14 protein-coding genes and 3 tRNA genes are annotated in these 14,314 nt (G+C 38.4%); 11 read left to right on the top strand and 6 right to left on the bottom strand.

All coding sequences use genetic code 11. The features are described 5' to 3' along the window. Positions 1-56 precede the first annotated feature (56 nt). The 5 genes from prmA to purD all read left to right on the top strand — a co-directional run bounded on the left by prmA (position 57) and on the right by purD (position 5,557). A complete protein-coding gene (gene prmA / locus AC1M85_RS09070) occupies positions 57-956 on the top strand; it encodes a 50S ribosomal protein L11 methyltransferase (protein ID WP_488213865.1) in 900 nt (299 codons plus the stop codon). A 19-nt stretch (positions 957-975) separates the two neighbouring features. Next, complete coding sequence (locus AC1M85_RS09075) at positions 976-1,830, top strand: MJ0042-type zinc finger domain-containing protein (protein ID WP_488212924.1); 855 nt, start codon at positions 976-978, stop codon at positions 1,828-1,830. A 374-nt stretch (positions 1,831-2,204) separates the two neighbouring features. Then, positions 2,205-2,474, top strand: coding sequence for a DNA-binding transcriptional regulator Fis (gene fis / locus AC1M85_RS09080; RefSeq protein ID WP_001086304.1), 270 nt, complete (start codon positions 2,205-2,207; stop codon positions 2,472-2,474). Between the two features lie 88 nt (positions 2,475-2,562). Then, positions 2,563-4,137 (top strand): bifunctional phosphoribosylaminoimidazolecarboxamide formyltransferase/IMP cyclohydrolase, encoded by a 1,575-nt coding sequence (purH, locus tag AC1M85_RS09085; protein ID WP_092766164.1) that lies wholly within the window; start codon positions 2,563-2,565, stop codon positions 4,135-4,137. 136 nt (positions 4,138-4,273) lie between these two features. Continuing rightward, positions 4,274-5,557, top strand: a complete 1,284-nt coding sequence (gene purD / locus AC1M85_RS09090) for a phosphoribosylamine--glycine ligase (protein WP_180027628.1) — start codon at positions 4,274-4,276, stop codon at positions 5,555-5,557. Between the two features lie 53 nt (positions 5,558-5,610). Here purD and AC1M85_RS09095 read toward each other — a convergent pair whose 3' ends face one another. Together AC1M85_RS09095 and AC1M85_RS09100 are read right to left on the bottom strand one after the other, a co-directional pair. Beyond that, the gene (locus AC1M85_RS09095) at positions 5,611-6,045 is read right to left on the bottom strand and encodes a PH domain-containing protein (RefSeq protein WP_092766163.1); all 435 of its coding nucleotides are present in this window, start codon (positions 6,043-6,045) and stop codon (positions 5,611-5,613) included. A gap of 169 nt (positions 6,046-6,214) precedes the next feature. Beyond that, positions 6,215-7,630 carry a cytochrome P450 gene (locus AC1M85_RS09100; protein ID WP_228143069.1) on the bottom strand — a complete coding sequence of 472 codons (1,416 nt, stop codon included), beginning with the start codon at positions 7,628-7,630 and terminating at the stop codon, positions 6,215-6,217. A gap of 219 nt (positions 7,631-7,849) precedes the next feature. On the opposite strand from AC1M85_RS09100, the gene AC1M85_RS09105 reads away from it, so the two are divergent. The 4 genes from AC1M85_RS09105 (at position 7,850) to AC1M85_RS09120 (ending at position 11,949) form a co-directional block, all read left to right on the top strand. Beyond that, positions 7,850-8,947 (top strand): AraC family transcriptional regulator, encoded by a 1,098-nt coding sequence (locus AC1M85_RS09105; protein ID WP_488212925.1) that lies wholly within the window; start codon positions 7,850-7,852, stop codon positions 8,945-8,947. Between the two features lie 343 nt (positions 8,948-9,290). Continuing rightward, positions 9,291-10,160: a MetQ/NlpA family ABC transporter substrate-binding protein gene (locus tag AC1M85_RS09110; protein ID WP_035267639.1), complete on the top strand. Its 870-nt coding sequence runs from the start codon at positions 9,291-9,293 to the stop codon at positions 10,158-10,160. A 71-nt stretch (positions 10,161-10,231) separates the two neighbouring features. Further along, complete coding sequence (locus AC1M85_RS09115) at positions 10,232-11,257, top strand: methionine ABC transporter ATP-binding protein (protein ID WP_488212926.1); 1,026 nt, start codon at positions 10,232-10,234, stop codon at positions 11,255-11,257. Continuing rightward, on the top strand, positions 11,254-11,949 hold the full coding sequence (locus AC1M85_RS09120) for a methionine ABC transporter permease (RefSeq protein WP_035267644.1): 696 nt from the start codon (positions 11,254-11,256) through the stop codon (positions 11,947-11,949). The genes AC1M85_RS09115 and AC1M85_RS09120 overlap by 4 nt, the downstream gene beginning before the upstream one ends. Positions 11,950-11,989: 40 nt before the next feature. Here AC1M85_RS09120 and AC1M85_RS09125 read toward each other — a convergent pair whose 3' ends face one another. Continuing rightward, positions 11,990-12,376 (bottom strand): DUF4951 domain-containing protein, encoded by a 387-nt coding sequence (locus tag AC1M85_RS09125; protein ID WP_143047387.1) that lies wholly within the window; start codon positions 12,374-12,376, stop codon positions 11,990-11,992. A 225-nt stretch (positions 12,377-12,601) separates the two neighbouring features. Between AC1M85_RS09125 and gloB the strand changes: the two genes are divergently transcribed. Both gloB and AC1M85_RS09135 read left to right on the top strand, forming a co-directional pair. Next, the gene (gene gloB, locus AC1M85_RS09130) at positions 12,602-13,333 is read left to right on the top strand and encodes a hydroxyacylglutathione hydrolase (protein WP_481591199.1); all 732 of its coding nucleotides are present in this window, start codon (positions 12,602-12,604) and stop codon (positions 13,331-13,333) included. Positions 13,334-13,585: 252 nt separating this feature from the next. Then, positions 13,586-13,789, top strand: coding sequence for a hypothetical protein (locus AC1M85_RS09135; RefSeq protein WP_035267651.1), 204 nt, complete (start codon positions 13,586-13,588; stop codon positions 13,787-13,789). A 156-nt stretch (positions 13,790-13,945) separates the two neighbouring features. On the opposite strand, the gene AC1M85_RS09140 is transcribed toward AC1M85_RS09135, so the two are convergent. The 3 genes from AC1M85_RS09140 to AC1M85_RS09150 form a co-directional block, all read right to left on the bottom strand. Beyond that, a tRNA-Leu gene (locus tag AC1M85_RS09140) sits at positions 13,946-14,030 on the bottom strand. A gap of 38 nt (positions 14,031-14,068) precedes the next feature. After that, positions 14,069-14,142, bottom strand: a tRNA-Trp gene (locus AC1M85_RS09145). A 38-nt stretch (positions 14,143-14,180) separates the two neighbouring features. Next, a tRNA-Leu gene (locus tag AC1M85_RS09150) sits at positions 14,181-14,265 on the bottom strand. Positions 14,266-14,314 lie beyond the last annotated feature (49 nt).

The raw sequence follows: 14,314 nt of genomic DNA on the forward strand, positions 1-14,314 counted from the left end.
TAAAGCGAATACAGTACAATGCTAACTCTCGTATTGCATATTTAGGTTTTTTTACTGTGAAGTGGTTACAAATCCATATTACTGTCGATCAAGCACAAGTTGATTTTACTGAAACATTATTATTATCTCTTGGTGCAGTCAGTGTGACGCTAGATGATGCAGAGGATCAAGCGTTATTAGAACCACTTCCAGGTGAGACTCCGCTTTGGAACAAAGTCATCGTAACGGGTATTTACGCTCAAGAAGATGATGAAGAAATCGATGTCGTCGCACTAGAAACTTTCATTAAAGACCAGATGCCTGAAGCGCCTTTACGTTATGAGTTTATCGAAGATCAAGAGTGGGAACGCACTTGGATGGATGCATATGAGCCAATTCAAATTTGTGAAAAATATTGGATCGTACCTGAGTGGATGGAAGCACCTGAAGCGGATGCGGTCAATATTAAATTAGATCCAGGCTTAGCTTTTGGTACGGGTAATCATGCTTCAACATTCCTCTGCCTACAATGGTTGGGTAAAACCGATGTAAAAGACAAAATCGTCATCGATTACGGTTGTGGTTCTGGCATTCTAGGTGTTGCTGCCCTATTGCTTGGTGCAAAAAAAGTATATGCGACGGATATTGATCCTCAAGCTGTACTCGCTACACAACAAAATGCTGAATTAAATGGCGTGCTCGAAAATTTATATGTCGGCTTACCTGAAGAATTTAATCAAGCACTCGGTGAGCAAAAGGCAGATGTATTTGTCGCAAATATTCTTGCTGGCCCACTGATGGCGCTTGCTGAGGAGTTTTCAACACTCATTCAACCTGAAGGTGAATTCGCACTAGCCGGTATTATTGAAGAGCAAGTTGATGATGTTTCTCGTGTTTATGCTGATTTTTTTGATATATTAGACAAAGAAAAGCGTGATGAAAATTGGTACCGTCTTTCTGGGAAACGCCATAAATAAGTAGAGCTTAATTTAAGATATGAGTGATAAACAAACCCGCTGCCCAAATTGCTCCACAATTTACAAGGTATCAGTCACCCAGTTAACTGTTGCCGAGGGTATGGTTTGTTGTCCTAAATGTTCTGCTGAGTTTAATGCGCTTCTACATCTATTCAATCCTCAACCGAAAGTGATTGAACCTTTAATCACAGAAGTCCAAGACAGTACAGCACCATCTGAAGATGTGATTGAACCCAAACAAGAACAACACCTATTGGATATTTTCGATCGTAAAGTTGCAAATTCAAACATAAACTTGCGTACCTATTTAAATAACTTAAATACGTTCAATCATGATCCGATTACCAACTACCCTTCTTTAAATCTTTCATCATCAATCCATGCCAATAGCCAATCGAAACCAAGAACTAGGCTTTATATTGCGACATGGGCGATCGTAAATACAATTTTAGCGTTATTACTGGTTTTTCAATTTTTATGGTTTAACCCAAATGTATTGCAACGCTCACCTGCGCTAAATCAGGCATTTATATCAGCATGTAATTTATTTAATTGTGACACGCTCGATGAACGCTATACCCATATAAAAGTACAAGACCTCAATCTTGAGTCAACATCAGCGATATCTACTGTTTTTTCAGGTCACTTGGTGAACCAATATAGCAAAGGGTTAAAACTGCCTCTGTTGAAAATAAGCATTTATCAACAAGGGAAGCTGATTTCATCCTCTATTAAAGCACCCAATGAATATTTAGTAGAAAGTTTGCATGGAATTACACGAATTCCTCAAGACAGTCCATTTGGTTTCAAATTTAGTATAAATTTTTCCCAATCTGAGTTTGACAATTATAAATTGGAAGTTATACGACCATAAGATCAAAAAAAACGATAAAAAAATTAAAAAAAATGTAGTTTTCTTGCTCACTTTTTCATAGACAATGGTATGATACGCGCCACGAAAGCTTTGTACCGCAAACTCCTCGCAATTTCTCAAAATAAATACAGTTCTGTTCATGTGCTTAATTTTTTTATTCAGCGCATCAGGGATGTTTTTTGTTTTATGTGGAACCGTAACAAATATTAAACTATTGTTACGCTTATTTTTCACTCAATTGCTCTAGTTGTGGCAAGCTAATTGTTCTTGTTTTAGAGTCGACCGTTTTAGGACCTAAAACGGAGCTCGTTTTTTTATTTTGACCACAAAATCACTTTTACCCTAAGTGATTATTGATTCTCGGATTAACTCGCATGAATAGCAAATCTCCTATTTTTACTGCACAATCTGATGTCGCTCTTCGTATTCACGTAGATCGCGCAGTTCGCCATTATTTTGCACAATTGCAAGGCGAGCAACCATCTCAAGTTTATGACATGGTTTTAGCAGAAATGGAGAAACCTCTTTTATCTGTAGTGTTAGAATATACACGTGGCAACCAGACTCGCGCTGCTGAGATTCTAGGCCTTAACCGTGGTACTTTACGTAAAAAGTTGAAAGCTCACGGTTTAATGAGTGAATAAATGATAAAATGCTTGCGGCTTCCGCGGGCATTTTTTTTACCTGCTATTTAGCTTTTTTGTTTTAATTCTTGATAACTGTGACTAAATCATGACTATTAAACGCGCATTAATCTCTGTTTCTGATAAAACAGGCATTGTTGAATTTGCCCAAGACCTTGTTGCTCTAGGGGTAGAAATTTTATCTACTGGCGGTACTTATAAGTTGTTACGTGACAACAATATTGCTGTAGTCGAAGTTTCAGAGCACACTGGTTTCCCAGAGATGATGGACGGACGTGTAAAAACACTTCATCCGAAAATCCACGGTGGTATCTTGGCTCGTCGTGGTCTAGATGAAGCTGTGATGGCTGAACACAACATCGATGCGATCGATTTAGTTGTGGTAAACCTTTATCCATTTGCTGCAACTGTTGCAAAACCTAACTGCTCACTTGCTGATGCGATTGAAAATATCGACATCGGTGGTCCAACGATGGTTCGTGCTGCTGCGAAAAACCATGCGTCTGTAGGTATCGTTGTAAATGCATCTGACTATGCGACTGTAGTTGCTGAGCTTAAAGCTGAAGGCTCACTTTCTTATGCAACTCGTTTTGACTTAGCAGTTAAAGCATTTGAACATACTGCTCAGTACGACGGTATGATCGCATCTTACTTAGGCGCTCGCGTTGGTAAAGAAGAAGGTCAAGCTGATCAATTTGCACGTACATTCAATACGCAATTAAATAAAGCTCAAGATTTACGTTACGGTGAAAACCCACATCAATCTGCTGCATTCTATGTTGACCCTGCTGCAACTGAAGCTTCTGTTTCTACTGCTAAACAGTTGCAAGGTAAAGAATTATCTTATAACAACATTGCCGATACTGATGCAGCACTTGAATGTGTTAAATCATTTGCAAAACCTGCATGTGTAATCGTAAAACACGCAAACCCATGTGGCGTTGCAGTCTCTTTAGACGGCATTAAAGCTGCATATGATTTAGCTTATGCAACTGACCCAGAATCTGCATTCGGTGGCATCATTGCGTTTAACCGTGAATTAGACGTTGCAACTGCACAAGCTATTGTTGATCGTCAATTTGTTGAAGTGATTATTGCACCAAGCGTTGCTGAAGGTGTATTAGAAGTTACAGGTGCGAAGAAAAACGTACGTGTACTTGTATGTGGCGAATTACCAGCAATTGACGAACGTGCTCCACAAATGGACTACAAACGTGTAAACGGCGGTTTACTCGTTCAAGATCAAGACTTAGGTATGATTACTAAAGATGATCTTAAAGTTGTGACGAAACGTGCCCCAACTGAACAAGAAATTGATGACATGATCTTTGCTTGGAAAGTTGCGAAATACGTTAAATCAAACGCGATTGTTTATGCTAAAAACCGTCAAACGATTGGTGTGGGCGCAGGTCAAATGAGCCGTGTAAACTCTGCTCGTATTGCTGCGATCAAAGCTGAACATGCAGGCTTAGTCGTTGAAGGTGCAGTAATGGCATCTGACGCATTCTTCCCATTCCGTGATGGTATTGATAACGCTGCTAAAGCAGGTATCAAATGTATCATCCAACCGGGTGGTTCAATGCGAGATGAAGAAACGATTGCTGCTGCTGACGAAGCAGGTATTGCAATGGTGTTCACTGGCATGCGTCATTTCCGTCATTAATTAATGGTTCGTGTCATGATGACTTCTCATAAGTCACCTATAACACTGATAAGAGATTTTTAATCTTGCCTAAAGTCCTCTTCTATTCATTTAGTTGAGGACTTTATGTCATTTTCGATTCATGGAGTATGAACCGATGAATATTTTAGTTTTGGGTAATGGCGGTCGTGAACATGCGTTAGCATGGAAAATCGCTCAAGATGAAAAAGTAGCTAAAGTTTTTGTTGCACCGGGTAATGCGGGCACAGCAACTGAACCAAAATGTGAAAATGTAGCACTTAACATTTTAGATAACCCTGCCATTATCGACTTTGCAAAAAATAATGCCGTGGACCTGATTGTTGTCGGTCCTGAAGCACCGCTTGTAAATGGTGTAGTCGATGCTTGTCGCGCTGCAGGTGTGAAAATTTGGGGTCCTACCCAATTTGCAGCGCAATTAGAAGGCTCTAAAGCATTTGCGAAGCACTTCCTGAAACGTCACAACATCCCAACGGCTTTCTATGACGTGTTCACAGAAGTCGATGCTGCTAAGGCATTTGTTGAGAAAAATGGTGCGCCGATCGTGATCAAAGCTGATGGTCTTGCTGCTGGTAAAGGCGTGATCGTTGCGATGACCAATCAAGAAGCATTCGATGCAATTGATGACATGCTTGCAGGCAACAAATTTGGTGATGCAGGTTCACGCGTTGTCATCGAAGAGTTCTTGGCAGGTGAAGAAGCATCTTTCATTTGTATGATTGATGGCGACAACATTTTACCTATGGCTACGTCACAAGATCATAAACGTATCTTTGAAGGTGACCAAGGTCCTAACACGGGCGGTATGGGTGCTTACTCTCCTGCTCCTGTTGTGACGGCTGAAGTTTTTGAAAAAACCATGAATGAAGTGATGCGTCCTACCGTTGAAGGTATGAAAAAAGACGGGCACGTTTATACAGGTTTCTTATACGCAGGTTTGATGATTGATGAACAAGGTCAGCCTAAAGTAATCGAGTTTAACTGTCGTTTTGGTGACCCTGAAACTCAACCGATCATGATGCGTTTAAAATCATCTTTAGTTGATTTAGTTGAAGCAGGTATTGAAGGTAAACTTCCTGCAGAAGCTGAATGGGATGAGCGTAAAACTGTCGGTATCGTACTTGCATCCAAGGGCTACCCTGAAACCTCTAGCAATGGCGATGTGATTTCTGGTTTAGATACGGAAATGGCAGATGCGAAAGTGTTCCATGCAGGTACGAAAGCCAATGAGAATGGTGACATCGTAACTGCTGGTGGTCGTGTCCTTTGCGTGACTGCACTTGGTAATACCATTGGTGAAGCACAAGCAAAAGCTTTAGAGCTTTGCCAAAAAGTAACGTTTGACGGCGTTCAATACCGTAAAGATATTGGTTACCGCGCGATTGCTCGTGAAAATGCTTAATACAGTTTAAGTATTAAAAAACCCCGCTTTGTGCGGGGTTTTTAATTAATTTCTTAAAGTTCAATTGATGTTTTATCATCTAATTCATCAAGATAATGATTGACTGATTTTCTAAAATCTAATGGTTTAGCAATATATGGAATTGGGGCATTAGAACCACCAGTTCCTCTAACAATAATTGAACCAAAATTAAATATGCGACCTAGGATACCTTGATCTACACCAAGACTCTCTACACGATTGATTTTAAGTTCAATTGTATTACGGCGAATTAACCCAGTTTTAGCAATAATCCTTCTATTCGTTATAGCTAGCTCTGTGGTCCATACGTTAATAATAGCTACTAAAATAAAAATTAGACCAATTCCAGCCATAGGTAACAATAATACCCCTATAATAATATAGCCAATTTGAGACATCCAAGACACATGTGCCCTTTCTAATATTTTTTCGTCTCTAGCTAGATTAGACTCAATGTAACTACCCATCACTACCTCATAATTATAAATTGTGCTTAATATTAGGATTTATTGAAAATATTTATATTGCTTGCAACCATATCTAACATTCCAATTCATTTCAACAAATACACAATAATTAATAAATAGTTAAATCATAATCTAAAGTAGTCCTTAAACCCTTAGAAAGAGCTTTTCCTTATTCCTGATTTACTTTAGGATGCAGCTTTACCATCATCTTAGAATATCCACGAACAAAATTAGACTGAACAATCTCAGGTGTTTCAAGCACTTCAATTCTGTCATAACGTTTGAGAATCTCCTCCCAAAGAATAGTCAATTGCATCTCAGCCAAACGACTACCCATACAGCGATGAATTCCATAACCAAATGATAGATGTTTTTTCACATTTTCACGATCAATACGAAATTCATCCGCATTTTCAAACACAGTTTCATCACGGTTAGCAGACGCATACCACATAACAACTTTGTCACCTTTGCGGATATACTGACCTTTATAAATTAGATCTTGAGTCGCTACACGGCGCATATACGCCAATGGTGTCTGCCAACGAATAATCTCACTAACCATATTAGGCAACAGATCAGGATTATTCTTCAGCTTGTCTAATTCCTGAGGGAACAAATGCATTGCATAAACCCCGCCCGACATCGAGTTACGAGTCGTATCATTCCCGCCTACGATTAATAATGCCAAATTCCCCAGAAACTCTAATGGCCGCTGAATCAGATCCTTTGTTTCATCACTCCGAATAAGCATACTCATCAAGTCAAAGCTTGAAGCCTCACCTGCTTCTATACGTGCAGCCTTATCATGCCAAAGTTGTGACAAATCTCTCACCATCTCTTTTAGACCATCAAAAGTATTTTCAATGGTCATCGTGCCGCCTGTCGTACCTGGGGATGAAGATGCAATTTCAGACCAATAGACCAATTTACGGCGTTCTTCGTAAGGGAAATCTAGCAATGTTGCCAACATTCTTGAGGTCAGCTCAATTGAAACTCGATCTACAAAGTCGAAAGCTTCATTTAAAGGCAAGTGATCAAGTACGTCTTGGGTACGTGTCCGAATCAAGCTTTCCATGTCTTTTAAGTTTTTAGGTACAAAAACCCCCTGCACAGCTTTACGCTGAATATCATGCTTCGGTGGATCCATCGCAATAAACATTTCAAGCTCTAAACCTTGCGGTTGCTCACCCAACATAATGATCGGTTCTGAAGAGAAGAGCTGATGATTTTTATCAACGTACATGACATCTTCGTACTGTGTCATCGACCAAAAAGGACCAAATAAACTGTTTGATTGATAATGTATCGGCGCATCTTTCCGTAATCGCTTAAAAGTATCCTTCCATACACCTTGCTTGTATAAAAAAGGGCTACTAACATCAAGCTCTTGTAAGGGGCAAACATTTGGATCTGGAAGTTGAATTTCTTCAATTTGATCAAAATCAGGATTCTTAAATAGGCTACTTTTTAATTTATGGTATACATGGGCAGCTTTGATGTGATTTTCTAAGGGAATATAGCGAGCGCTAAAATTCACCAAATCTACTCGAACAGCATTCATTTTTTTGACTAAATTATTCATGACAATGTGTCCTATGTGATCTCATCTTTAAATTTATATTCAGCCTTTATTCCATTAAGCTGATGATCTGTGTTTGAGCATAGAATTTAAAAAATACACAATCAGGTCATTTTTTGACATTAATAAGTCATTTTTTGACATTCTTTTAATTCAAATTAGCAGCTCTAATGAGGCTAGATTTAAGAAAGATCAATATCACGCTATCTGGACTTGAGTATGATGTCTAAAGGAATAGAACATAGCAATCAGGACGATAATGCAATTCGGGCATTGATTCCCTGCGCCTATGTCAGAATTATTGCGCAACAATTGGGAGGTGGGCTGCGTGTATTCCCAACTTTATTGAATGGCACATCTCTGACTGCTGAATTTATTCAACAGGAAGATTCCCGGATTTCAGCATCTGATTTTATTCGTATATTTGACAATGCATTGAACATGGCAGATGTTCCCGACTTCGGTTTAGAACTTGGACATCGCCTTAAACCAACGACTCATGGCGCAATGGGCTTTTTGATGCACAGTTGCCCAAACCTCTATGCTGCACTTGAAGCGATTCAACATTATCTACCTACTCGGATTGGATTTGCAGAAGTCATTCTCGAAAAGCGTGATCAGCAGATGAATTGTAAAATTCAATTTAATATCGATTGCTCCACCCTTGTATATCAAAGCATGATCGAGTCTTGCATGGTGGTATTTAAAGAGTGTGCTGAATTTATTTTAGGTAAGCCATTAACTGAGGCGAAGTTGCTTTTTAGCTATCCTAAACCTGCTTACCACGCTGCTTATACAAAAATTTTTCAATGTGATTTCGCATTTTCACAATCTTTTGATGGCATTCAGATACCTTTATCTGTGTGTAAAATCCCGAATGCTTCAGCAAGTCAGGAGAACTATCTCATTGCAAAAAAACAATGTGAAAATGTACTTAAGGAACTTCTTACACCCCAAAATACTTATCAGTTTCGTGTCAAAAAAATACTGATTGAGCATTTATCAGATCCCAAAAATGAATCTGAGATTGCCGCTTCATTATTCATGAGCAAACGAACCTTAGCTCGTCATTTAGAAAAAGAAGGTTTAACCTTTAAAGAAGTCAAAGATCAAGTTCTTGCACAGCAAAGTGCTTATTTTCTTGAGCATACGCAACTCACGATTGAAACAATTGGTATGCTTCTTAATTATCACGATGCCTCAAATTTCAGACGAGCATTCAAGCGTTGGTTTGGTATGCCCCCTAGCCAATATCGGCAGAAATACAATAATGATCTTACCAAGCAAATTTCTAAATTAAATCCATATTTTTCATATTGATATATTAAATCATTATAAGGTGTTCGGCTGATAACGGGTCTTTCTAATTTTAAACACTCAAATTATAAGTATGATATTTAAAGTTTATTTATACATTCTCATAAATTGTATATGACGCTTTATGCTAAGCTAGTTCATTAACATCACTATATTGAATAAAAAAAAATTGTTATCATCAACCAACTTTTTTGTTATCAATGCTTAAATAATTGATAGCTAAATACCGAATTACCTCTAACAGATGAATAGCTTGAAGTGCTCTTGAAACAAGGACAGTTCATTTCACTATTCACCTCACTGCATATGTAAGTTGAAGATCGTTTCAACATACTCAGGAAATATCATGAAGAAAATTCTTGGTTTAGTTTTGGGCCTATCAGTGGGTATCGCTGGATGCTCAAAACAAGATGCTCCAGAAACCGCTGCAAACAACACGAATAAAGATTCAGTTCAAACCATTACAATCGCTTCTACAGGTTCAGATGCAGATATCTGGAAGTTCATTGCAAAATTGCCAGAAACTGAAGCTGCAGGTTTAAAGTTAGATGTTAAAAACTTTACTGATTATGTTTCAATGAACACTGCGGTAGCCAATAAAGAGATTGATATCAATGCCTTCCAATCATATGCATATATGGTTGCATACAATGATGCCAATACTCAAAAAATTGCGCCATTATCTACGACTTATCTTGAGCCAATGGGGATTTACTCAAGCAAAGTTAAAAACTTAAATGATTTCAAAACAGGTTCGACCATTGCAATTCCAAACGATGGTGCTAATGAATCACGTGCCCTTTTATTATTGCAATCTGCTGGTTTAGTAAAGTTAAAACCTCAATTTGACAATGTCAAAGGCACAACTTCTGATGTAACTGAGAATCCTAAACAAATCACCATCAAACCGATTCAAATGGCAACTGCGGTACGTGTGAAAGATGAAGTGGATGCCATTGTATTAGGCAACACCTTAGCAATGGAAGGTGGTTTGAACGTATTAAAAGATGCGATCTACTACGAGCCAATCGATCAAAGTACAAAAATGAATGTGAATGTATTGGCTGTAGCTGAAGGGCGTCAGAATGATCCTGTATTGCAAAAGGTAGGTCAGCTATATCATACAGATGCAGTTAAGCAATATGTGAAAGAAAACTTTGGTGGCACTAAGGTTAATGTTGATAAACCAACAACATATCTCACAGAAGCTCAATAATTCTAGACTTCTGTATTTTTAACAGGCAAATTTAATTTGCCTGTTTTTCATTTTTAATAGTTCTTGACGTTATGATTGAATTTAAAAATATTAGTAAACATTATCAGCTTAAAGGCCAAACTATTCACGCCTTAGACAATATTAATCTGACGATTCCAGATGGAAGTATCTTCGGAATTATAGGCTATAGTGGTGCAGGTAAAAGTACACTGATCCGTTTGATCAATTTACTAGAAAGACCCAATCAAGGTCAAATGATCATCCACGGTCAAGATTTCACTGCTTTGAGCGCTTCAAAATTACGTCAAGAACGCGCCAATATTGGTATGATTTTCCAGCATTTCAATTTACTACAAACCAAAACCGTTGCAGCCAATATTGAAATGCCAATGAAACTCCTTGGCTGGAGTAAAGCTGAGCGTCTAAAACGCTTAGATGAGCTACTTGAGTTTATCGATTTAAAACATAAACGCTATGCTTTTCCAGATGAGCTTTCTGGTGGTCAAAAACAGCGTGTAGGTATCGCTCGGGCACTTGCCAATCATCCAAAAATTCTACTCTGTGACGAAGCAACATCAGCGCTTGATCCTCAAACGACAAAGTCTGTACTTGCCCTTTTGAAAAAAATTAATCAAGAGCAAGGAATCACCATTGTTATGGTTACGCATGAAATGGATGTTATTGAGTCGATTTGCGACTTTGTTGCAGTTATGGAACAAGGCAAAGTGATTGAACACGGTAGTACTCTCGATATCTTTAGTCAACCTCAACACCCGACGACCAAAACATTTATTCAAACTGTTTTACAGCAGCAGTTACCTATCAATATTTTAAATAATTTAGAAAATCAAAATCACCACAGTATTTATAGCTTGCAGTTCTTAGGTACTTCAGCACAAGAAACTGTTGTACAAGCTGCCATCAAACGATTTGATATTAGTCTCAATATTTTATTTGCCAACATGACCGAAATTAATGGCGCTGTGATTGGACAAATGTTTGTGCAATTACTGGGTGATCCAGACATTATTCAAGAAACCATCAGCTTTTTCCAACAACATGGCGTTAAGGTTGAACAATCAGGAGTACGTGCATGAGAGATATGATTGTTCAATGGCTAACAGAAATTACTGAACCTTTTTGGAAAAGCTCGCTTTCAATTGATCAATTTGTGACAGCCCTACAAGAAACCTTCCATATGGTTTTCTTTGCAATGCTATTCGGTACGATTTGGGGTTTAATTCAAGGGATAACCCTACTTGTTACACGACCAAACGGGATTTTAGCCAATCGTGTGATTTACTATGGATTAAACCCTATTGTGAATGCATTACGTTCCCTCCCGTTTATTATCCTCCTGATCGCGGTTATTCCACTGACAAAAATGATTGTGGGTACTTCTATTGGGACATGGGCAGCTATTGTTCCTTTAACCATTTATGTAGGACCTTATATTGGTCGTCTGGTTGAAACTTCACTCCTTGAAGTCAACGAAGGTATCGTGGAGTCAGCGCAAGCTATGGGCGCAACACCCCTACAAATTATTTTCAAGTTTATTCTGCCTGAGGCACGCAGTTCCCTCATTCTCAATTTAACTACAGCTGCAATCAGCTTAATTGGTGCAACAGCCATGGCTGGCGCTGTCGGTGCAGGTGGCATTGGTGATCTTGCGATCTCCTATGGTTATCAACGCTTTGATACCAGTGTCGTTATACTCACCGTTATTGTGCTTTTAGTATTAGTTCAATTGGTGCAAATGACAGGTGAAAAACTCGCCAAAATGCGATAGTAAATTTAAAAAAAGATCTCAAATGGGATCTTTTTTAATATCAATCCATCCAAAGTGAAGCGATTTTTTCCATTAATTGCGCACGTAACGGCGCAGTTGGATTGCATGGATTACGCTTTGCTTCATGCTTATAAAACGCTTGCCATTCGCGTATCATTTCCAAACTAACACCTTGAGCTTTAAACTGATGGATGTCTTGCTTAGATACACTTTCTAAGCGTGCTTGAGCACCTTCTGGCCCTGTTGCCCAACCGATAACCCCTTGCCCAAAACTCGGAAGGCTCATTTGGTTAGGTGTTTGAGGAACCGCTTTACGTTCAATTGTCTCATTGACCTTACAGCTGCTTGGACGCTCGTATAATTGAGACTTTTGCAGTTGACCAACTTGAGAGTTCTGCATACAACCAACAAGAACAATCGAACTCATCACTGCGCTGATGCAAGCACTCAATCTCACTTTTATCTTCATTTACTTTTTACTCGAAATTTGTTCATCAGATCAGATAATCTTAAGCTAACAACAATGCACCTCATCAAATTCGACATCAATATTTACAATACATCGCTGTTTAAAATTTGGGTGAATTTTACAATTTGATAAGCTTGATCTAGGATGAGATCAAATAAGTCACATGCTTTAGGATCGTTTAGGATGCGTTATCAAGTTCGCGTAATTGATGTTAACAATGCGCTACAAAACTATATATGGATTATTGAAGATACTGAAACCCAAGAAATTGCAGTGGTAGACCCTACAGAAGCCAATTTGGTGGTCAACTATTGTGACTCGAATGGTTTAACACTTAAGCAAATATGGCTTACCCACTGGCATAAAGACCATATTGGTGGTGTGCCAGAGTTAATCGCGGAAAAAAATATTGAAGTTTATGGTCCACGTGAAGAATTATCTAAAATTCCATTTATCAGTTGTCCACTCAATCATGATGATGAATTTTATTTTAATGACTTAAAACTTGACGTCATCGCTGTTCCTGGCCACACCTTAGGTCATATCGCAATATTTGCAGATGAAATTGACAGTTTATTCTGTGGAGATACCTTATTTGCAATGGGATGCGGACGCCTTTTTGAAGGAACGGCTGAACAAATGTATCAATCACTGAACCGACTGTCAGCGCTCCCTCCAAGAACTCAAGTCTACTGTACCCATGAATACACGCTCTCAAATGCACAATTCGCTTTGCAAGTAGAACCTGAGAATAAGGCACTGCAAGAACGATTTGAGCAAGTTCAGAAACTTCGAGATCAAAATCAAATAACCTTACCTTCCACCATTGAAATTGAACTTGAGACCAATCCTTTCTTGCGCGTCAACAGTGCTGAAGAATTTAAACGTATTCGGGAAATGAAAGATAATTTCTAAATTTAGCATTATCTATTCAAAATACAGGGGTTTATTACTGAGCGATATTCGCTCAGTTTTTATACCCTTCAGACAATACATTCTCTTCTTTATCTTAAAGCTTTAACAACATGATCAAATTCTGTCTTTTAATTGCATGAAATATATACATTTCTATGGAATTAAAATATATTTACATTAATTTAGGTTCAAACCCTTTAAAAACAACATCATTAACCTTATTAATATTTCATTAGTCAAAGGAGTTGTCTCATGAAGAAAGTGGTCAAAGCAAAAAATTTAATTGCATTCAGAATTTGGTTAGAAAAATTAGGTTATTCCGTTCGAAATTTAAAGGATAACCAAGGCTTCACTTTCAGTTTTAAAAAAGAATATGGTTTAGTGACATGTGACTTATCTGGAAATACGTTGGCAATGCAATTAGGTGAAGAATTCGAGGATCACTTGAAGGCTTAATTTCAGCTTAATTCAAAGGAATGAATACTGAATAGATCATTTAAATATTAATATCGCCTCTTTGTAGGCGATTTTTTTTATGTTTAGATATTTCAGTCTGTATTGATATAAAAATATAGGCAATAAAAAAGCAAGGTATCAAACCTTGCCTTAATATGGTGGGGACGGAGAGACTCGAACTCTCACACCTTGCGGCGCTGGAACCTAAATCCAGTGCGTCTACCAATTTCGCCACGTCCCCTTTGAATACTCAATTATATTACTGAGCTTCATAAAACTTGGCAGAGGATCAAGGATTCGAACCTTGACGAACGGTTTTGGAGACCGTCATGCTACCATTACACCAATCCTCTATTTCACTTACTTCGGTCATTCCACCTAGTAAATTACTTGGTGGGGACGGAGAGACTCGAACTCTCACACCTTGCGGCGCTGGAACCTAAATCCAGTGCGTCTACCAATTTCGCCACGTCCCCGATGGCTGTGTATATTATAGAGATCATTATCTCATGACAAGCCCTTTTT

The sequence above is a fragment of the Acinetobacter sp. 24-47-64 genome (assembly GCF_057737055.1).

What these genes read in the sequence shown, in the direction of transcription:
- AC1M85_RS09075 (WP_488212924.1), top strand. Translation starts at nt 976, where the DNA reads ATGAGTGATAAACAAACCCGCTGCCCAAATTGCTCCACAATTTACAAG.
- fis (WP_001086304.1), top strand. Translation starts at nt 2,205, where the DNA reads ATGAATAGCAAATCTCCTATTTTTACTGCACAATCTGATGTCGCTCTT.
- purH (WP_092766164.1), top strand. Translation starts at nt 2,563, where the DNA reads ATGACTATTAAACGCGCATTAATCTCTGTTTCTGATAAAACAGGCATT.
- purD (WP_180027628.1), top strand. Translation starts at nt 4,274, where the DNA reads ATGAATATTTTAGTTTTGGGTAATGGCGGTCGTGAACATGCGTTAGCA.
- AC1M85_RS09095 (WP_092766163.1), bottom strand. Translation starts at nt 6,045, where the DNA reads ATGGGTAGTTACATTGAGTCTAATCTAGCTAGAGACGAAAAAATATTA.
- AC1M85_RS09100 (WP_228143069.1), bottom strand. Translation starts at nt 7,630, where the DNA reads ATGAATAATTTAGTCAAAAAAATGAATGCTGTTCGAGTAGATTTGGTG.
- AC1M85_RS09105 (WP_488212925.1), top strand. Translation starts at nt 7,850, where the DNA reads ATGTCTAAAGGAATAGAACATAGCAATCAGGACGATAATGCAATTCGG.
- AC1M85_RS09110 (WP_035267639.1), top strand. Translation starts at nt 9,291, where the DNA reads ATGAAGAAAATTCTTGGTTTAGTTTTGGGCCTATCAGTGGGTATCGCT.
- AC1M85_RS09115 (WP_488212926.1), top strand. Translation starts at nt 10,232, where the DNA reads ATGATTGAATTTAAAAATATTAGTAAACATTATCAGCTTAAAGGCCAA.
- AC1M85_RS09120 (WP_035267644.1), top strand. Translation starts at nt 11,254, where the DNA reads ATGAGAGATATGATTGTTCAATGGCTAACAGAAATTACTGAACCTTTT.
- AC1M85_RS09125 (WP_143047387.1), bottom strand. Translation starts at nt 12,376, where the DNA reads ATGAGTTCGATTGTTCTTGTTGGTTGTATGCAGAACTCTCAAGTTGGT.
- gloB (WP_481591199.1), top strand. Translation starts at nt 12,602, where the DNA reads ATGCGTTATCAAGTTCGCGTAATTGATGTTAACAATGCGCTACAAAAC.
- AC1M85_RS09135 (WP_035267651.1), top strand. Translation starts at nt 13,586, where the DNA reads ATGAAGAAAGTGGTCAAAGCAAAAAATTTAATTGCATTCAGAATTTGG.